This is a genomic window from Bacillus sp. PK6-013, assembly GCF_054161445.1.
Genome location: NZ_CP096417.1, coordinates 827,263 through 845,795, shown reverse-complemented (window position 1 = coordinate 845,795; position 18,533 = coordinate 827,263). Strand labels below are relative to the sequence as shown.

The window sequence follows — 18,533 nt, the reverse complement described above, 5'->3', positions numbered from 1 at the left end:
GATTATGCTTTCGGTTTCACCATTTCTTCAGGTTTAACAACTTCGTCGAACTGCTCCTCTGTTAAAAGGTTCAGTTTGAGCGCCGCTTCTTTCAGCGTCAGCCCTTCTTTATGGGCCAGCTTCGCGATTTTCGCCGCATTTTCGTATCCGATATGCGGATTTAAAGCCGTAACCAGCATGAGAGAATTGGTCAGGTTCTTTTCAATTGTTTCCCGATTAGGCTCAATTCCCACGGCACACTTGTCATGGAATGAATTCATGCCGTCGGCAAGAAGCTGAACGGATTGCAGGAAGTTGTATATAATCACCGGTTTAAAGACGTTCAGCTCAAAGTTCCCCTGGCTCGCGGCAAAGCCGATCGTTGCGTCATTCCCCATGATTTGGGATGCGACCATTGTCAGCGCTTCGCTTTGCGTAGGGTTTACTTTTCCAGGCATGATCGAGCTTCCCGGCTCATTTTCCGGAATAATCAATTCGCCGATTCCGCAGCGCGGCCCGCTTGCAAGCCATCTGACATCATTGGCGATTTTCATGAGATCTGCCGCAAGCGCTTTAAGTGCGCCATGCACGTGTGTCAGTTCATCATGGCTTGTCAGCGCATGAAACTTATTAGGCGAGCTTTTGAATGTCTGTCCGGTCAAGGCGCTGATCTCTCCGGCAACAGTGCTTCCGAATTCAGGGTGAGCATTAATGCCTGTTCCCACGGCAGTTCCGCCGATGGCAAGATCGCGGATTTTGTCAGCCGATTCAAGGATCATCTCTTTAGAACGGTCCAGCATGTATACCCAGCCGCTGATTTCCTGTCCCAATGTCAGCGGTGTCGCGTCCTGCAAATGAGTGCGGCCGATTTTGACAATGTCTTTGAACGCTTCAGCTTTTTCATGCAGCGTGCCTCTCAAACGGTCAATCGCCGGGATCAGTTTATCGTGAATCGCGAGGACAGCAGCCACGTGCATCGCTGTCGGGAATGTATCGTTAGAGCTTTGGCTGCGGTTGACATCATCATTCGGATGAATCTTCAGGCTTGAGCCTTTTTCCTGCAAATAAGCCGTTCCCCTGTTTGCCACGACTTCATTCATATTCATGTTGCTCTGTGTTCCGCTCCCGGTCTGCCAGACGACCAGCGGAAAATGGCTGTCATACTTTCCTTCTAAAATATCATCGCATACGGAAACAATCGCTTCCTTTTTTTCCGCTTCAAGATTGCCAAGCTTTTCATTGGCAATCGCGGCGCTTCTTTTTAGGATTGCAAACGCATACACAATTTCCTGCGGCATTTTCTCAGAACCGATTTTAAAGTTCTCCTTGCTTCTTTGGGTTTGAGCTCCCCAAAACTTATCGGCGGGAACCTTGACTTCACCCATCGTATCTTTTTCAATTCTGTAATCCACTTTCGAATCCCTTCCTTCTCTCAATCTGCAATAATCTATATTTCGATAAAAATCGATAAAACCCTTCCATTTAAATTTTATCTTTATTTTAATTTTAGCTCAATATAAACTCGGGAATCTTTTGCATATTTATATTTCGGGTTTGTCTTGCCGTATTCTTTCGATACATATGAAACCTCATAATGCTTAGAAAAAGATTGGATAATGCGTTCAATCTCTTCCGGTTTCCCCGTAAGCCTGATCTGCGCCAACTTTTCTCACTCCGTCTCTGTTCAATGAAAATTTCACCAAACACTACTGTAACACAGTATATTGTTTTTTTAACAGGAAAAGATAACCTATATCAAATTCCAGAAACACCAGGCAGGTGACGATCATGACTCAGTCGGAATTCAAGGAACACATCCATGAGAATCTCGCAATTCTTCTTCCCCATCTTGAGCACAACGATGATCTGATTCAAAACAAAAAAATGCTGAAAAACGGAATCATTTTTTACTTTTTGTACTTTAAAGATTTGAATGATGATAAGAAAATCCAAAAAGCGGCGAAATTGTTGGTCTCGGATGACAGCTCTTATTCACTGGAGGATGTCCGTCTCCGTTTAAATAAGCTGAATGCGGAACCCGTTACAAAAGAAAAAGACGCCATCAACGCGATATTCAAAGGAAAGTGCCTGCTCTTGATCAATGGCATGAATGTTATTTTTGCGCTGCCAACATCTGAGAAAAAGAAAAGAAGTCTTGGAGTCGTAGATACGGAAAACGTCGTCAGAGGCCCGAAAATCGGCTTTATCGAGGATGTCGATACAAATGTGGCCCTGGTCAGGCAGCGTGTCCCGGATCAAGAACTGACCGTGGAAAAAATACCGATCGGCAAGAACAAGTTTAAAGACGCGACCATTATCTATATCCAGGGCAAAGCGGACGATTCGGTCATTAAAGATCTAAAAAAACGCCTCAAGAAGGTTCGGCTGGATGACATTCAGGATACCGGGGTTCTTGAAGAATTAATCGAGGATAATAAGTACTCGCCGTTCCCGCAGATTCAGAACACCGAAAGGCCTGACAAGGTTTCTTCAGCGCTGTTTAATGGACGGATCGCCATCTTTGTCGATTACTCGCCATTTGCCCTGATCGTTCCCGCTTCTTTCGGAATGGTGATGCAGTCCCCGGACGATTTTTATGAAAGGTGGATCGCCGCGACCTTAATTAGATTTCTCCGGTTCAGCTCGATTTTCATCACCTTGTTCCTGTCGGCGTTTTATATTTCGCTTGTGTCTTTTCATCAAGGGATGCTGCCGACAGCACTCGCTGTTACGATTGCAAGCACGCGCGAAAATGTGCCGTTTCCGCCGCTCCTTGAAGCGATGATTATGGAAGTAACGATCGAACTCTTAAGGGAAGCAGGACTGCGGCTTCCCAATCCGCTCGGCCAGACAATCGGCCTCGTGGGAGGAGTCGTCATCGGCCAGGCGGCGGTCGAAGCCAATATCGTCAGCTCCGTGATGGTAATCATCGTCAGCATTATCGCCCTTGCGTCATTTACTGTGCCGCAGTACGGCATGGGCCTGTCGTTTCGCGTGCTGCGGTTTATTTCCATGATAGCTGCATCCGTGTTCGGACTTTACGGGATCATATTATGCATGCTCGTCATCTTCACTCATTTGGTCAGGCAAAGGAGCTTCGGCATCCCGTATTTTAACCCGAACCATTTTTTCAGCTTAAAACATACCGATGAAGCCATCATTCGTCTGCCAACAAAAGACCGGGAGGTGAACCCTGAAAATGGTTCCAAGAAATCAGCACGATCGGATTAGCACATATGAAGCCGCTTCGATCATTACGAGCACAATGCTCGGGGCAGGCCTGCTAACGCTGCCGAGGGCGCTGACGCAAAAGACGCTGTCGCCAGATGGATGGATCGTATTGATCGTAGAGGGGCTCGTCTTTTTTCTCATTATCTACATCAATGCCAAAATCGTTAAAAAGCACAACGTCCTGTCTTTTTTTGATTACACAAGAGAAGGCTGCGGCTTTATGATCGGGAATATTCTCAACCTTTTAATCGTTTTATACTTCATGGGCGTGGCCAGCTTTGAAGCAAGGGCAATGGCTGAAATGGCAAAGTTTTTCCTTCTTCAGTTCACACCGATGGGCGTGACAATTTTTGCTTTTATCGTTTGTGCAATTTATTTGGTCATCGGCGGTATCAGCGATATGTCCAAGCTATTTCCGTTCTTTCTGTCCATTACGATCGTCGTTCTTCTCATCGTTTACGGACTGAGTATGAATATGTTTCAGCTGAACCATTTGCGTCCGGTTCTCGGCCTTGGATTGGAGCCGGTCAGCAGAGCTTTGACGGTGGTTTCCATTTCATTTTTAGGGGTGGAGCTGATGATGTTTCTGCCGAAATACATTAAAAACAAAGAAAAGCTCTTTAAAGCATCCGCGATCGGATTTGGGATCCCGCTCTTCTTATATATTCTCACCTTCACGGTCGTTGTCGGGGCGCTGACAGCGACTGAGGTTATGACAATGACATGGCCGACGATCTCGTTATTTCAGTCTTTTGAGATAAGAGGGATTTTCATCGAAAGGTTCGAATCTTTTTTGCTCGTCATTTGGACGATCCAGTTTTTCACAACATTTGTCGTCTATACGTACTTTGCCGCCTCAGGACTTGAAAACGTATTCGGTTGGCCTGTGAAAAAAAACGTCCTCTTTGTCGGCGCCATTGTTTATCTGGTATCTCTTGTTCCGCGGGACGCCAACCAGGTCAGCGCCTTCAGCGATTACCTCGGGTATATCTTTATCGTTGTCTTCTGCGCGCTACCCCTTCTGATCTTTTTGCTCGTGTCCGTCAAAAGGAGGTTTACGTCTTCGTGAAAAAAAAGGGAATGTTAGCAGTCTTGTCCCTGCTTCTCCTTTTAACAGGCTGCTGGGACAGCAGGCAGATTGAAAAACTCAGCATCGCCATCGGCCTTGCCCTCGATAAAGGTGAAGATGATAAAAAGGTGAAATTGACGTATCAGTTTCTCGTTCCTAAAAAGATCGGACAAGACGGCAGCGCTCAGGATCCGACCAAAGTGGTGTCCACTTCTGGAAATACGGTTCATCAAACCATCCGTTCCACCGCTTTGAAAAATTTCCCGGTATTCTCGCAGCATCTGCAAGTCCTGATTTTCTCGGAGGATCTTGTATCCGATATTTCTCTGGAAGCGTTGATCAATCAGTTTATCCGGGACAACAGCATCAGAAGAAGCAGTGAGGTCTATATGACGCCCGGGGCGGCCGGCAGCATTTTGAAGATTGATGATGCCGGAGATCCCGCGTCTGACGTGATCCACAACATCTCTGAAAACAGAGCATCAACGATCAAGCTGCTCGATCCTGTTACATTGGGCGACATTTCAATCAAATTGCAGTCCGATTTGTCTTTTATCATGCCGAAGGTTGTCGTCGAAAAGGGGCAGCTGCAGCTTGAAGGAGGCGCCGTGATCAAAAACAACAAATATCATGCAAACCTTTCGCCTCCTCAGATCGAAGCGCTGAATTTATTAACGGGCCATGTAAACGGAGGGGTGATCGACTCAAAGCATGATGGCCATTTATTCTCGTATGAAGTGTTTTCGATGACACACCGCGTTCGGGCGATGAGGCAGAACGGAAAGTACAAATTTGTCATCAATGCCAATATTAAAGGAAGGCTGTCAGAAGACTGGTATCTTGGGGAGGATTCTTTTAATGATCAATACATTAAAAATATTGAGAAATCGGTTCAAAGAGACATCGAAAAGCGGGTTGAACGTCTGATCCATGTCCTGCAGCACGAAATCAAAACGGACGTCACCGATCTTTCCGACAATGCCCGAATCACTTTTCCGAAGGAATGGGAAAGAGACAGATCCAATTGGGATAAACACTTCAGCGAAGCCGATATCGACTTTCACATTAAAGCGACAATTCAGGACTTTGGGACAAAAGGTGCGACAAAAAGCAGCTAGCGGCCCGTTTTTCTGATAAAATGTGTGTGAAAGGGTGATGAGCTTGAAGCGGATATTGCACATGACAGGCATTTTTTTGATTGCAGCGGCCGTCATTTTGTCCGGATTCATTATCAGCGATGTCGCTTATGATCCGTTTATGGAGGATTCGCAGTCGATGCTTTTCTTTACGATCGGCACATACCTCACCACTCCGTTTTTTTGCTTCATCGGCGGATTCATTTTGCTAGGCATCGGCAAATTGATCGACTTGCAGGAGAAGCACAATGCCATAGTAACCGAGCGGCTCGGCATCATTTGCCAAAACGTCACAGCGGGCGAACATGCACGCGAGGAAAACGAGACCGCCCAACTTACCGCCCGCACGGTTGAAACAGATTCATTCACTCTTCCTGCAGATGAGGACCGAAAATATTGGAACGGCTGAAAAACGGCTTTCTTGAGAAAGCTGTTTTTTGTTTTGTCAGTCGACAAGTTTGTTTCGGTGGGCGTAGACTGCGGCTTGTGTCCGGTCGTCGACTTCAAGCTTGGAAAGGATGTTTGTCACATGCGTTTTAACTGTTTTAATGGTGATAAATAATTCTTCGGCAATATCTTTGTTCGTTTTGCCTTCTGCTAAAAGCTTGAGAATTTCCAATTCTCTCGCTGTCAGCGATTGATGAAGGGGCTGTTCGCCGGCTGAATGTCTCAGCTTGGACAACACTTTTCCTGCGACTTTGGCTTCAAGCTTTGGTTCTCCAACGCTCGCAGCCCTGATCGCATCGGCGATTTCACTCGCTTTCGACGTTTTCAGCAAATAGCTGAGCGCTCCGGCTTCGATGACCGGATAGACCTTGTCATCATCAACGAAGCTCGTCAGAACGATAATTTTCGGATCGGCAAGCTGCCGGCAAATTTCTTTCGTGGCCTCAATTCCGTCCATCCCTTCCATCACAAGATCCATCAAAATCACGTCGGGTTTGGTTTCAAGTGCCAATTCAACGCCGCGCTTCCCGTCTGATGCTTCTCCAATCACTTCAATATCAGGCTGGGATTCCAGGAAAGCGGCCAGCCCCATTCTCACCATTTCATGATCATCAATTAACAATACTCGAATCACCTTTTAAGCCTCTCCTTTTTGTTGTTCAAAAATCGGAACCTTTACATCAACCTGTGTTCCTTTTCCCGTAAATGAAATGATTTCGGCCACTCCGCCGACTTCACTGGCCCTTTCCTTGATCGAGTTCAGCCCGTATGAAGATGTTTTGACGGCGTCCATCATAAATCCTTCACCGTTGTCAATGACTTTCAACTGGAGCTGCTTGTTCCTGAGCAGCAGTCTGACGGTGACTTTTGTCGCTTTTGAATGCCGGAACACGTTTGAGAGCGCTTCTTGAACGATCCTGAACAGGTGGTCTTCCACACCTTTCGGAAGTTTGCCTGCATCCTCGATCTCCCAATCGATGTCGACCGACTGTTTCGCTTTAAATTCTTTCAAAAGGTCTGCAAGCCCTTCTTTTAAACCTTTCCCTTCAAGGGTAACAGGTCGTAAATGCAAAAGCAGCGCCCTCATTTCATTCTGGGCGTCGGCCGCCATTTTTTCGACCATTTTCAGCCTTTGAGCGAGCTTTTCGTCAGCGGCAGCATCGATCCCCTCCAATACCGCCGAAGTCATCATGGAAATCGCAAACAGCTGCTGGCTCACCGCATCATGCAATTCGCGCGCAAGACGCTGCCGCTCTTCAGAGATCACCGATTTTTTCATTTGATCCTGCCATTCCGCTCTCTCGTTGGACAGCTTTTGCAAAGAGGCGACCTGTCTTTCGATCCGTTTGGCCATCTCATTGAGCTGGTCGGCGGCCAGTCCGATCTCATCGTCTCCAAGCGACGGAATCCGGTAGGCAAAGTTGCCGTTTTCGTACTTTAGAATGGATTCGATCAGCTTTTCAAGCCGTTTTTTCAGCTGATTGCCGAACATATAACCTGAGCCGAATCCGACAGCTGCGCTGATCAATGCGAGAAGCGCGATAAACGGAATCCCGAACCACCTGGAAACGATAAGCACCCTCGGATCCAGCTGGTAGTAAAACAGCATAAAGCCCAATACAGCAAGAAAAATCGTAAAGCTGACACCTAGGGATAAGCGGACGGCGCGCCATTGAATGTTTGCAAGCCTGTTCGTTCTCATATGAACCGCACATCCACATCGCCGATAAACAGCGAAATCGAAATTTTGACCCGTCGTGCCGACTGCTCGTAATTCTCTGTCTCGGTATAGATTTGATTGCCGATGCCGCTTTTTCGGCCGCCGATAACGTCAATGTCTCCAATGAACGCAGAGGAGCTGATGGACACTTCAAGGTCGGACGGGATGTAAATATCGACATCTCCGATCAACCCCGTGATGACGATGGTGTTTTCTCCCTCTTGAATAATCGCTTTTGACAAATCGATTTTCACGTCACCGATAAACCCGGAGATATTCAAGTCATTTAAGTCAAAAGGTGTTTTCATCAATTTTACATCACCGAAAAAAAAGCTGCGCTGTCCCGGGCTGTTCTTCTCCTGAAGCGGCTTGGAATCCGTCTTTTCCTTCTCCCTGCCTTTCGGCTTATGGCGATCAAATACCGGCTGATTTGTCACCAGCCGGTACCCCGCATAAATTAAGAAAGCGGCAAAGAAGAAGCCGAACAGGCTGAATGTAATGCTGAAGATGTTCTTCAGCAGCAGAAAGCCCGCAAAGATATACATGACAGACCCGAGCCAGCGGCGGGAATATTTATGGAGAAAATAACCGGCAAAAAGAAAAGCGAGCGGCCAGAATAACGCGTCTCCAAGCCCGCTGTTTTGCAAAAATATGCTGATTCCGAAGAGTACGATGATCAGTCCGATCAGCTGGTTTTTAGTAAGTCGCATGCTGACTCGAGCCCCCTTTCTTTTTGTTGATTACTCAATTGAGACATTCCCGCTCGTGATGGAGATGTCGATTTTATTTTTTCCATTTCCTTTTTTTCCAGTCAGTGTCCGCTTCTCATTGGCAACTTGATCAAATGAATAGGAATGACTGATGTTTCCGCTTGTCGACTCGGCTTTAAGACTGATGTCGGCATCATCGGGAAGTTTAAGCTTGGTGTTTCCGGATGTTTGTTTGATGCTCAGAGGATCATTGATCTCTGTAAAAGAAGCGCGCAAATTGCCTGAAGTCTGTTTGATGCTCAGTCTGCCGGTGACATTTTCAAGTTTTGTATGACCGGATGTGGAGCGGATGTCGCCTTCTGTGGTTTGAACGTTTTCCAGCCTGACCGACCCCGAGGTCCCTTTTACAGAAAGGTCTACCGCCTGAAGATCATCGGCCTTGAGGCTGCCGCTTCCCGACTTCAAGGCTACATTTCGCAAATGCAGACCTCCGCCGGACAGTTTGACATTTCCGCTTCCCGAAGAAATCGACAGATCTTCTTTATATTCAGAAGGAATCTTGACAATCAGCTCTTTTTTACTCCAGAAAAACGGCCAAAAGCCCTTCGAATCAGCGGAAAGCCGGAGTGTACGCCCCTGTTCAGACGAATCAAGCCGGACGTTTTTTCCCGAAATCTCAGCTTTTATATCATCGCGGTTTTCAGCTTGAATGTTGACTGTTATGCTCTTTGCATCAATGTCAATTTTATCGATGTCTTTTCCCTGTGCATGATATGTGCGGGCTGACTCGTCATCGAAGCCGAAGAATGAAAAGCCTTCGCGCCCATTCAACATCATCCCGACAAGGATAAGAATGCCGGCGATAATCAGCAGTTTTCCAACCGTTTTTTTCATTTGGATTACCCTTTCGGCTAGTAAGTGTATGCTCCTTATTATAAGGAAAATGATCTATGAAAGAAATCAAAAATTGCATAAGGGGCCTATGAGAGCCCCTATTCGTTTACGCATTTCCCGCAGGCGTCTGCTTTTCCAAGCCTGTCTTTTTAGCCCTCATTTTTTCCAGCTCTTCTTCTACCTCTTTTGCATATTCAAGGCGGCCGAATGGGCTGCTTGATGAAGCGGATAATTCAGCATAACTGTTCGCCTTTGTTTCCATCTCTTCAATGCGGTTTTCCATTCTCATAAATTCCCGGTAGGCGCTTTCGCTGTCGATTTTATTAAATGATGCATTCATATGTTCTTTCGCTTTTACCGCGTTTGCCCTGGCGATCAGCGCATGCTTGCGGTCTTTGACATCGCGCAGTTTAATTTCGAGTGTCTCAAGCTGTTCCTTTAATTCGGCAAGCTGCTTTTTCGCGTGCTGGTGAGCGTCCTTATATTCGGCAGCTTTTTCTTCAAAATACTTCATTTCTGAGAGCGCCTTTTTAGCAAGTTCTTCTTCACCCGCATCAAAAGCGAGCTGAGCCTGGTTTCTTCGCTTGACAGCAAGCTTTTCGGCTTCTTCCACTTTTCCTTTAAAACTATGTTCAATTGTCTGCTGCTTGACAATGGTATGCTTCGCCTTAGCGATATCACTTTCCATGTCGCGTACGTATTGATTCAGCATCACCCGGGGGTTCTCAAGTTTATCCAATCCTTCATTTACTGATGCGACAAACATGTCTCTGATTCTTTTTAAAGCCATGATCTCGTCCTCCTAAAATATTATTTATTCTTTTTCAAAAAGTCTTCCCACTCTGCATCAAAGCCTGTGTCATATGAAGCTGCAGAAGGCTCCGTTTTCTCTGAATAAAGGATGTCATTCTGTTTGTCATCCTGCTTCATCATTTTCCATCCGAAATAAACCATCGCTGCAGCAACCGCGATGCCGATCAGAAACGGCAATGACCCTCCCAAAAACATGATGCCGAAGATCGCGGCCAGTACCGCGGCAAACTGGCGCCCTTCCTTCCATTTTTTCACGGAATAGAATAGAAGCAATGCTCCAATAGCACCTGTAACCAATCCGCCGAAATGGCCTCCGCCGAAAAACAGGGAGACGCCAAAAAGGATTAGAAAAAAGCCGATGATGGACTTTCCATTTATATTCATATTTGCTCCTCCTTTCTCGTTCATGTCTTTACTATAGTCAATTTCAGGCTTCGACAAAACGAGTCACAGATTGATTTTGCAGTACGACCCTAGTCGTACTGCAAATCGGACCCGCTCGCATAAAAAGACCGCTCATCTCAGCCAGAGAGCGGTCTTTCTGCACGTTGCCTTGCTATGATTCAACTTTAGGATTCCAGCCGTCCAATACGTTTTCAATTGTCCATTTCTCAGCCTCATGATCGGCAAGCTGCTTTCGATCCTCATGTGATATCGCACCAGGACCCGTATTCTCGTATTCATACAATCTGGCATCGGCTGCCGAAAAGCCCGACATATCCGTCCATCCTTCAGGCTTGATGTGTGCGCCTAAATCGCAGCGGTGATATAGTACACTGGCGATGGCGTCGGGGTCTCCTCCCGGATGCCAAGGGCGCCCGAGGTATACCGTTCCATCTGCGGCATCGCTTGTCAGTCTGCAGTTTGTCATCAATAAACCGAACGGCTTTGCGATATGCGTGCTCGCAGCTGTTACATAACCGTTATTGGTAGCGGACCCGCGGTCAGCGCTATGGATCTGGCACTCTTCAAACACTGCTCTTGCTCCTCCGAAAATGAAATCGACATCGCCTTCTATATAGCATTGATAAAAATATTGTGTACCGTCATTGACAAACAGTGTATCTTGTCTGCCTATAAACCTGACATGTTTGAACGTCATCCTGTTTCCTTTCGCATAAACCGCCACCGCTTGTGTATCGGTCGTATCGACTTTCGTGCGGTCGAACGAGTTTTCAAACGTCAGATTTTCAGCTTCAACATGATCCGCATAAATAAACACGCTTGAACTTCCGGTCGTGCCGTATTTCCCTCCTCCTTCCTTTTCTTTTCCGGCATAGTTGTCATACGTAATCACAGTCTCGTAACGATCTTCGCCGATCAGCTTCACAAACGGCTTTGTAGCCGGAATATGAACGACTTCTTTGTAAACTCCTTTTTTAATGAATATCACTTTCTGTTCCCGACTGTACTCAGGCAAAGCATCGATCGCCTCTTGAATGGTTTGAAATTCGCCGTCTCCATCCTTCGAAACCGTCAGCCTTATAGCAGCTGCCTCCCGATTAACCACTTGAACACTCCCTCTCTTTGAAAACGCTTACTTAAAGGTTTACGACAAAAAGCCGTTTTCCCCTGCCGGAAAACGGCTTGATTTGATCAATCGGCCCATTTCTGTTCGATAACGATTGGCGGATTTCTCATTCATGAGTTTTTCTTTGTCCGGAATACATCAGCGCTTCGTTCATATTCGACATCCACTTCCCCGAGCCGGTGATTGACAATGCGCGCCGCCGCAAATAAATAATCGGACAGCCGGTTGACGTATGGCAGCGCAAGCGGCGGAATGTCTTCTTCTTTGGCCAAAGCGACAATCTTTCGTTCAGCTCTTCTGATGACCGTTCTCGCCGCATGCAAAAATGATGCCGCTTCTGTTCCGCCCGGAAGAATAAACTTGGTCAGCCGCGGCGCTTCCTCGACATAGGCATCAATTCGTTCTTCAAGCATGGTGATTGATTCAGTCTTGAGCTTGCCTTCTTCCTGAACATTGACATACGCCAAATCAGTGCCGCAGTCGAACAGCTCATGCTGGATGGCGGTCAACTCTGACAGAACATCTTGAAACAGCGCTTCTTCTGCTTTTAAATAAGACTGAGCCAGCCCGATGAAACTGTTTGCTTCATCCAATGTGCCGTACGCTTCCACTCTAAGATGATCTTTATCCGCCTTTCCGCCAATTAAACTCGTTTTTCCCTTATCGCCTGTTTTTGTGTATAGTTTCATTTCATTCTCCCTTCTTTATTACTTGTTTCTATAGTATACCCTGTTTCTAACGGCTGCAGGAATTGTTCCATTATGAAACAAAAAAAACGAATAGCAATTATCGAAATAAAGTTTTGTTGAATAAAGAAACACTCAATTTTATAATAGACATGAAAACGGTTTTATTCAAAGACAGGTGGGATGAGGATGGAATTGAATCAGCAAACGGCGATTATTACCGGTGCAAGCCGCGGCATCGGCAAAGCTGTTGCAGAGACGCTTGCGGATAAAGGGGCAAATGTCGTCATCAACGGGACAAACGAAGAATTGCTCAAGTCCCTGTGCACACAATTGAATACTGAGAGAAAGCGCGCTTCTTATGTTGCAGGTGATGCCAGTTTGCCAGAAACAGCCTCGCTTCTCATAGCTGAAGCAAAACAGCAGTTTGGGCGGATCGATATTTTGGTCAACAATGCGGGCATTAATTTGCGGAAAACAACCATTGATACATCGCTTGAAGAGTGGAAAAGAGTGATAGATTTAAATTTAACCGGCACCTTTCTCATGTGTCAGGCTGTCATCCCGGAGATGATCACGCAGGGCGGCGGAAAAATTGTAAACATGAGCTCAACGACGAGCAAAACACCGCATCACAATGCCTCTCCTGCTTACGGTGCATCGAAAGCAGGCATCAACTATTTAACGATGCATTTGGCAAAGGAGCTCGCTGCACACCGCATTTATGTCAACGCCGTCTGCCCGGGACCGATTGAAACGGATATGAGCAAGCAGTGGAGCGAGGAGTATCGCGCAGCTGTCATTGAGCGGATTCCGCTGAAAATGATCGGCTCACCCGAGCATGTCGCAAACGTTGTCGCCTTCCTAGCCTCTGATCAATCTGATTTTATAACGGGCGAAACCATTAATATTAACGGCGGGACCTACATGAACTAAAAAGAAGAGCCTCCTTAACTGGAAGGCTCTTCTTTTATATATATGCCGCTCAAGCGGACCGGACGGACAGCACGATCGCCTGTCTCACTGCTTCTTCTAAACTCGCAGGATCAGCTTTGCCGGTTCCCTCATTATCCAAAGGCTGTTCCATGGTCAACACTCGTACGGATCATCGGCAGGCCGACTGTAATGCTCACACCGGCCTTAAGGCCAAGCGGACCGTGTCCTGGATCGTCATACATCGCCACCACTATATCAAAGTCGCCTCTCACTGCTCTGAAGAAAAGCGTGCCAGCGGGCAGCGGACCGAATGCCTGCGGTCAACACCAGGAACAATTTTCTCTTCTCCTTCTCCATGTCCAAACAAACCATTCTCACTGCCATGGGGGGTCATGCCGCATACGGAGATTTTCGGCTGCGGAATGCCTGCGCGAATGAGCGTGTCATACGCCAATTGAATTGTCGTGTACACCCGTTTCACATCACGAGGGAGTCCCTTCAAACGATTGGGACAGCCTCTCGAACTTAAATCATAAATGATATACCCTTCATTCCATCAAGTGCCGCGCGCTCAAACGGCTTTATTCTTGACCGGCAAAGGCCCACGTTTGCGGAACACGTACATATTTAATCGCCTGACGGTAGTACGTAAAGGCAATATGCAGATCACCGTCTTTCCCCTGCTTGATCGACGGATAGGAAAATTCGCGGTTGAGCTTGTCTTTTGAGTTGTTCGTCATCGCATAACCATCGCCGACTTCGATGTTTCTTTTGACAGGCCATGTGATGCCGCCGTCCTGTGAAAGGGCCAATGTCATCGGCGCCCTCGGAGCTCCCCAGAAGGCAGGTCGCGCTTCTGTGTCAACACCTGTTTTTGTATCATCCTCATCCTCAATTTCATCGTATAAAGATGCTCTTCTTTCGGTCGTTTCATTCGCATTCATATGATTATATACGAGAGCAAGCGTCCCATCTTGAAGGGCTGTAAATTGAATGGAGGAGTTGTTGTTCGGCAACTCCGTCGGCTCAGGCTCTGACCAGGTGCGGCCGTTATCAATAGAGCGGCTCGAATAAATCGAGTCTGCAAAACGGCTTCTAAACAGCGCAAGCAATGTGCCGTCGCGCAGTTTTTCAATATTCATATGAACACAGCCGGTACTGCCCGGCACCTTCACTTCCTCCCACGTCTTGCCTTTATCAGACGAAATTTTCACCGCGCTGATGTCACGGTTTCCAGTCCATTTCACGCCCGGCAAGGTGATGCAGTAAAAGACAGGCAGCAGCCAATCGCCGTTATCCAGAACAATGAGCGGCTGGCGGATAAAAGTCCCGGCTTCGGCAAACAATGTGTCAATCTTACTCCATGTCCGGCCTCTATCGTCTGAAGTCCGGTATCTGACAATCGCTGTATCCTGATTGCCGGAAAGCTGTGCCGTATACATAAGCCAAAGCCGGCCGTCAGGCTCTTGAAAAAGCACAGGATTTTGTTCGGAGCGGGAAGGATCATCTGACAGCTTTTCTGCCTGTGTCCACTCATCGCTTCCTCTTTCAAGCCTTGACATGTAAATCGATATATCAGGGATGCCTTCCTGCGTTCCCCCAAACCAGACGCACAACAGATCACCATTATCCAGCTCCAGCAGGTTGGCTGCATGGTTTTGCGGGCAGTCTGTCGGCAAAAACGCATCCTTTCTGGCCGGGTCAGTTTTATTTTCTCTGATGCGCCCATCTATCGGCAGGGAAGTTTCACTTTGTTTCATCACAATTCCTCCTCCACATTTGACTCTTTTTTCGCAGGCGAGCTGATCAGACGGTCTAATACGAGCACAATAAACGGGACAATGATGGCGATGTACATGTTATCGATGCCAAACGGATTGTCCAGTAAATACCATACCGTCGTCGTAATACCTGAAAGCGTCAGACCAATTGTTGCTCCGCGGTTTGAATTGAAATATGGCAAATAAAAGCCCATCGCCGCCACAACGGCAATTGATGTCCGAAGCGCCCTCGTAAAGAAAGAAAGCGTTAACAATTCAGGCGCCAGCGCAACGCCGAGCAGCGGAATAAAACCGATGATAATCGAAACATATCTCGTGATTTTCATGCGCTGTTCCGGTGTCGGGTTTGCTTTCGGCACATAAAAATCATCAATGATCAGCGTCGTTGTCGCCAGCGCAACCGTCGAAACGCCGACGAAAATAGACGCCACAAGGGATGTCGCCACAACCGCGCTCAGCACAGGATTCATGTGCTGCATAAACACCGGGAATGCGTAAATTGGATCAATATCCGGGTACAAATACCGTGCAGCAACGCCGATGACTCCAATGGCAATCGCAAGCGGCAGACAAAGCAGCGCTGCATACAGCGTCGACTTCTTTGCATCTTTCTCACTTTTCGATGATGTAATAGCCTGTATAATAAACTGAGTCGCGAAAATCGCCCCCATGTTGCCGATAAACCAGGCGCCGATTGTCCCCCATCCGATGCTGCCGTCCCAAGTGAAGAAATGCTCCGGCAACTGCTGCGTCATCGGCTCCCAGCCTTTTGTCAAATAGAGGGCAACCCCTAAAGTGATCAGAACCCCAGCATATTTAACAAGAGAATGCAAAATCGTCACCCAGGCAACGCCCTTCATTCCGCCAAACGTAAAATAAAAGGTGCTGACAATCGCTGTAATGATCGCACACGTCATCAGCGGCAAACCTAAAATAGACGAAATTGCCGCCGATCCGCTTAAATAGTTTCCAAGATTCACAAGTAAAAGGGCTACAATCATAATGATAGAAACGACTAGCTTGGTCGAACGGCCAAACTTTTCACTAATAATGCCGGAGATCGTATATTGGCCTGTTTTATAAAATTTCCCGGCTAAGAAGTAGGAAAAAATAAAAAATGCAATCGAGACCGTTACAATCGACCATGAAGCCGCTAAACCATGTGTATAAGCTGATTCAGCGGTCCCAATTGTCGATTTGGTGCCGATGAATTCACTCATCAGCAGAATGCCGACAACAATCGCCGGCAGCGTTTTGGCAGCATTGTTGAATTCCGAACTTGATTTACTGCGAAACCGCATCGTCAGCCACGTCGTAAAAAGAATGTAAACCACAATCACTACCAAAATAAACGTTATGATCGAACCGCTTAAGACATCCACCCAAACTCCCCCTTTGTTTGTGAGCCATTTACAGGCTCATGGTGAAAACCATGTACAGATCCCGACCTACATATCCAGCAATTTCAAATAGACGGCTTCAATCTCCGCAATGGACATCGGCTTTGGATTGTTATCCATGAGCCGTTTGACGTCGGCTGCCGCCTCTGCAAGCGATGGAACATCCTCTTTTGATACCCCGAATGTCTTTAAATTTTGCGGAATGTTCAAATCAGCGGTCCACTCTTCAATTTTCCGTATGACCCGCTCTGCTTGACTTGCCTTCGAACCCTTTGGTTCAATTCCAATCACGCCAGCCACATCCGAAAGACGGTCAATCACATGATCCGCATTGAAGGCCGTTACATGCGGAAGCAGCATTGAATTGGCCACCCCGTGCGAAATTTTGTATTTTCCCCCGAGCGGGTAAGCCATCGCATGAACCGCCGCTGTTCCTGCGCTTGTCAAGGCCATTCCGCCATACATGGCGCCAATGAGCATTTTTTCTCTCGCTTCCAGATTATCTCCATGATGGTAGGCCTCCTGAATACTGGAGGAAATCAGTCTCATAGATTCAAGCGCAAACATGTCGCTGAATGGGTTTGCTTTGTTGGAAATATAGGATTCGAGTGCGTGTGTAAATGCATCCATTCCGGTTGCAGCTGTGATCGCTTTTGGAAGACCGGTCGTCAAAACCGGATCTAAAATCACAACCGACGGCAGCAGATAGGGACTGACCATACCAATCTTTAATTCTTTCTCCGGGAACGTCACAATCGCATTCGGCGTCACCTCTGACCCTGTTCCGGATGTTGTCGGAATCAGCACAAGCGGAACGCCGGGCTTTTCAACAAGATTCGTCCCAATCAAAGCAGAAATCGGTTTTTCATTTGTTTTCAGAACAGAGAGGATTTTAGCCGCATCTAGCACACTGCCTCCGCCAATTCCTAGAATCGCGTCATGGCCTCCTTCAGAAAAAAGCTGAAAAACCTCTTCGATATTTTGTTCCGTCGGCTCCGGCTGTATATCGGTGTTAATTTCACTTGAGATGCCTTTTTCGGCCAGCACCTCTTTCATTTGGTCTGCATAGCCGAGAGAAACGATCGACGGCTGAGTTAAAATAAACACCGAACGAATCTGATTCAAGCCGGTCTGATCTAAGTGATCGCCAAGCAAATTGAGTGAATGTGCACCAGCCTCAATTCGGGCTGCCGTTTGAAAATGATAAAGCGTCTTCATAACTTCACTGCTCCTTTGCCATTTTTACTTCAATTCCGTAGCCTTCGAGCATCTTTTTTACTTTTAGCAGCGGCTCTCCCGACAGCTCTGCAATCGGACTTTTAGGCGGCCCGACGGCAATGCCGGCAAGCTCTGCTGCTTTTTTTAGCGGTGCCGGCAGTGAACCGAGTGAAAACGTATCACGAAGCGGTTGCAGCTGCTGTTGATAGCGCTCGCTCTCTTCAATGTTTCCTTGTTTAAAAGATTCATAGATTGAAACAACGGTTTGCGGAAGCACATTGGCTGTGGCAGCTACAGCACCTGTTCCACCCGCCTTCAATGTGTCTAAAATCAATGAATCAGTTCCTGCCAGGACGGAAAAGGACTGTTCTTTTGTACGCTCAAGATACGCCTTAATATTGGCGAAGCTGCCGCTGCTGTCCTTAATGCCGATAATGTTCGGCAATGCCGCAAGCCTTTCAACCGTTTCGGGCTCCAATGATACGCCTGTTCTCGACGGAATGTTGTAGAGCAGGACAGGAAGCGTGACATTTTCAGAGACCGTGCGGAAGTGCTGATACAATTCCTCCTGCGAAGGTGCGACAAAGTATGGCGTAATAATCGAAAGAACATCCGCTCCGATATCCGCCATTTGATTGGATAAGGAAATGGTCGCCTCAGTACTGTTTTCTCCTGCCCCGATGAAAACAGGCACTCGTTTATTAACCGCTTTTACAACTGTTTCAGCAATTTGAAGCTTTTCCTCTTGCGAGAATAAATGAAATTCGCCATTTGTCCCTAAAGCAAAAATGCCATGGACGCCTGAATCAATAAGATCATTCACCAGCTTTTCGGCTGCGCCCGCATGAAAAGCCTGTTCTTTTGTAAGCGGTGTCAGTATGGCAGGGATAATCCCCTCTACTTTCAAGTGATCTCGCCTCCTCTGTTGCATTTTTAAACATTTAAATAGTAAAACGCTTTCACAAATTTTATTATAAAGGTG

At 47.0% G+C, this 18,533-nt stretch carries 19 protein-coding genes and 1 pseudogene; 5 read left to right on the top strand and 15 right to left on the bottom strand.

Features of this window, described 5'->3' with window-relative positions:
* Window positions 1-2 precede the first annotated feature (2 nt).
* Window positions 3-1,391, bottom strand: coding sequence for a class II fumarate hydratase (gene fumC, locus M1E03_RS04160; protein WP_095292311.1), 1,389 nt, complete (start codon window positions 1,389-1,391; stop codon window positions 3-5).
* Window positions 1,392-1,474: 83 nt separating this feature from the next.
* The gene (locus M1E03_RS04155; protein ID WP_020452898.1) at window positions 1,475-1,642 is read right to left on the bottom strand and encodes a YvzF family protein; all 168 of its coding nucleotides are present in this window, start codon (window positions 1,640-1,642) and stop codon (window positions 1,475-1,477) included.
* Window positions 1,643-1,767: 125 nt separating this feature from the next.
* Between M1E03_RS04155 and M1E03_RS04150 the strand changes: the two genes are divergently transcribed.
* The 4 genes from M1E03_RS04150 to M1E03_RS04135 are packed head-to-tail and all read left to right on the top strand — an operon-like array spanning window position 1,768 to window position 5,824.
* Window positions 1,768-3,210, top strand: coding sequence for a spore germination protein (locus M1E03_RS04150; protein ID WP_095292308.1), 1,443 nt, complete (start codon window positions 1,768-1,770; stop codon window positions 3,208-3,210).
* Window positions 3,179-4,279 carry an endospore germination permease gene (locus M1E03_RS04145; protein WP_328038174.1) on the top strand — a complete coding sequence of 367 codons (1,101 nt, stop codon included), beginning with the start codon at window positions 3,179-3,181 and terminating at the stop codon, window positions 4,277-4,279. Before M1E03_RS04150 ends, M1E03_RS04145 begins: the two co-directional genes overlap by 32 nt.
* Complete coding sequence (locus tag M1E03_RS04140) at window positions 4,276-5,397, top strand: Ger(x)C family spore germination protein (protein ID WP_026580092.1); 1,122 nt, start codon at window positions 4,276-4,278, stop codon at window positions 5,395-5,397. The genes M1E03_RS04145 and M1E03_RS04140 overlap by 4 nt, the downstream gene beginning before the upstream one ends.
* Before the next feature lie 43 nt (window positions 5,398-5,440).
* Complete coding sequence (locus tag M1E03_RS04135) at window positions 5,441-5,824, top strand: hypothetical protein (protein WP_026580093.1); 384 nt, start codon at window positions 5,441-5,443, stop codon at window positions 5,822-5,824.
* 36 nt (window positions 5,825-5,860) lie between these two features.
* On the opposite strand, the gene M1E03_RS04130 is transcribed toward M1E03_RS04135, so the two are convergent.
* From M1E03_RS04130 to M1E03_RS04095, 8 genes are all read right to left on the bottom strand, one after another.
* Window positions 5,861-6,496 (bottom strand): response regulator, encoded by a 636-nt coding sequence (locus M1E03_RS04130; protein ID WP_458110694.1) that lies wholly within the window; start codon window positions 6,494-6,496, stop codon window positions 5,861-5,863.
* Between the two features lie 3 nt (window positions 6,497-6,499).
* The gene (gene liaS / locus M1E03_RS04125; RefSeq protein WP_023856232.1) at window positions 6,500-7,564 is read right to left on the bottom strand and encodes a two-component system sensor histidine kinase LiaS; all 1,065 of its coding nucleotides are present in this window, start codon (window positions 7,562-7,564) and stop codon (window positions 6,500-6,502) included.
* The gene (liaF, locus tag M1E03_RS04120; RefSeq protein ID WP_145654535.1) at window positions 7,561-8,292 is read right to left on the bottom strand and encodes a cell wall-active antibiotics response protein LiaF; all 732 of its coding nucleotides are present in this window, start codon (window positions 8,290-8,292) and stop codon (window positions 7,561-7,563) included. Before liaF ends, liaS begins: the two co-directional genes overlap by 4 nt.
* A gap of 30 nt (window positions 8,293-8,322) precedes the next feature.
* Window positions 8,323-9,186, bottom strand: coding sequence for a LiaG family protein (gene liaG / locus M1E03_RS04115; RefSeq protein ID WP_023856234.1), 864 nt, complete (start codon window positions 9,184-9,186; stop codon window positions 8,323-8,325).
* 106 nt (window positions 9,187-9,292) lie between these two features.
* A complete protein-coding gene (gene liaH, locus M1E03_RS04110; protein WP_023856235.1) occupies window positions 9,293-9,976 on the bottom strand; it encodes a stress responsive protein LiaH in 684 nt (227 codons plus the stop codon).
* A 20-nt stretch (window positions 9,977-9,996) separates the two neighbouring features.
* Window positions 9,997-10,383: a protein liaI gene (locus M1E03_RS04105; protein WP_023856236.1), complete on the bottom strand. Its 387-nt coding sequence runs from the start codon at window positions 10,381-10,383 to the stop codon at window positions 9,997-9,999.
* Window positions 10,384-10,555: 172 nt separating this feature from the next.
* A complete protein-coding gene (locus M1E03_RS04100; RefSeq protein ID WP_216919557.1) occupies window positions 10,556-11,509 on the bottom strand; it encodes a pectinesterase family protein in 954 nt (317 codons plus the stop codon).
* Window positions 11,510-11,640: 131 nt separating this feature from the next.
* Window positions 11,641-12,219, bottom strand: coding sequence for a cob(I)yrinic acid a,c-diamide adenosyltransferase (locus M1E03_RS04095; protein ID WP_101561488.1), 579 nt, complete (start codon window positions 12,217-12,219; stop codon window positions 11,641-11,643).
* 186 nt (window positions 12,220-12,405) lie between these two features.
* Here M1E03_RS04095 and M1E03_RS04090 point away from each other — a divergent pair, with 186 nt between their 5' ends.
* Window positions 12,406-13,152 (top strand): SDR family NAD(P)-dependent oxidoreductase, encoded by a 747-nt coding sequence (locus M1E03_RS04090; protein WP_101561487.1) that lies wholly within the window; start codon window positions 12,406-12,408, stop codon window positions 13,150-13,152.
* A gap of 49 nt (window positions 13,153-13,201) precedes the next feature.
* Here the strand turns inward: M1E03_RS04090 and M1E03_RS04085 are convergent.
* From M1E03_RS04085 to dapA, 5 genes and pseudogenes are all read right to left on the bottom strand, one after another.
* Window positions 13,202-13,630: pseudogene (locus M1E03_RS04085) on the bottom strand (4-hydroxythreonine-4-phosphate dehydrogenase PdxA); the annotation flags it as partial.
* Between the two features lie 103 nt (window positions 13,631-13,733).
* Window positions 13,734-14,912 carry a sialidase family protein gene (locus M1E03_RS04080; RefSeq protein ID WP_195258454.1) on the bottom strand — a complete coding sequence of 393 codons (1,179 nt, stop codon included), beginning with the start codon at window positions 14,910-14,912 and terminating at the stop codon, window positions 13,734-13,736.
* Window positions 14,912-16,315: a sodium:solute symporter family protein gene (locus M1E03_RS04075; protein WP_023856243.1), complete on the bottom strand. Its 1,404-nt coding sequence runs from the start codon at window positions 16,313-16,315 to the stop codon at window positions 14,912-14,914. The genes M1E03_RS04080 and M1E03_RS04075 overlap by 1 nt, the downstream gene beginning before the upstream one ends.
* Before the next feature lie 66 nt (window positions 16,316-16,381).
* Window positions 16,382-17,551: an iron-containing alcohol dehydrogenase gene (locus tag M1E03_RS04070; RefSeq protein ID WP_023856244.1), complete on the bottom strand. Its 1,170-nt coding sequence runs from the start codon at window positions 17,549-17,551 to the stop codon at window positions 16,382-16,384.
* 4 nt (window positions 17,552-17,555) lie between these two features.
* Complete coding sequence (gene dapA / locus M1E03_RS04065) at window positions 17,556-18,458, bottom strand: 4-hydroxy-tetrahydrodipicolinate synthase (protein ID WP_020452908.1); 903 nt, start codon at window positions 18,456-18,458, stop codon at window positions 17,556-17,558.
* Window positions 18,459-18,533 lie beyond the last annotated feature (75 nt).

Bases quoted from the DNA above. Each gene is read 5' to 3' on its own strand.
- M1E03_RS04090 (WP_101561487.1), top strand. From the start codon at position 12,406: ATGGAATTGAATCAGCAAACGGCGATTATTACCGGTGCAAGCCGCGGC.
- M1E03_RS04150 (WP_095292308.1), top strand. From the start codon at position 1,768: ATGACTCAGTCGGAATTCAAGGAACACATCCATGAGAATCTCGCAATT.
- M1E03_RS04080 (WP_195258454.1), bottom strand. From the start codon at position 14,912: ATGAAACAAAGTGAAACTTCCCTGCCGATAGATGGGCGCATCAGAGAA.
- M1E03_RS04105 (WP_023856236.1), bottom strand. From the start codon at position 10,383: ATGAATATAAATGGAAAGTCCATCATCGGCTTTTTTCTAATCCTTTTT.
- M1E03_RS04095 (WP_101561488.1), bottom strand. From the start codon at position 12,219: ATGAAACTATACACAAAAACAGGCGATAAGGGAAAAACGAGTTTAATT.
- liaS (WP_023856232.1), bottom strand. From the start codon at position 7,564: ATGAGAACGAACAGGCTTGCAAACATTCAATGGCGCGCCGTCCGCTTA.
- liaH (WP_023856235.1), bottom strand. From the start codon at position 9,976: ATGGCTTTAAAAAGAATCAGAGACATGTTTGTCGCATCAGTAAATGAA.
- M1E03_RS04070 (WP_023856244.1), bottom strand. From the start codon at position 17,551: ATGAAGACGCTTTATCATTTTCAAACGGCAGCCCGAATTGAGGCTGGT.
- M1E03_RS04145 (WP_328038174.1), top strand. From the start codon at position 3,179: ATGGTTCCAAGAAATCAGCACGATCGGATTAGCACATATGAAGCCGCT.
- liaG (WP_023856234.1), bottom strand. From the start codon at position 9,186: ATGAAAAAAACGGTTGGAAAACTGCTGATTATCGCCGGCATTCTTATC.
- liaF (WP_145654535.1), bottom strand. From the start codon at position 8,292: ATGCGACTTACTAAAAACCAGCTGATCGGACTGATCATCGTACTCTTC.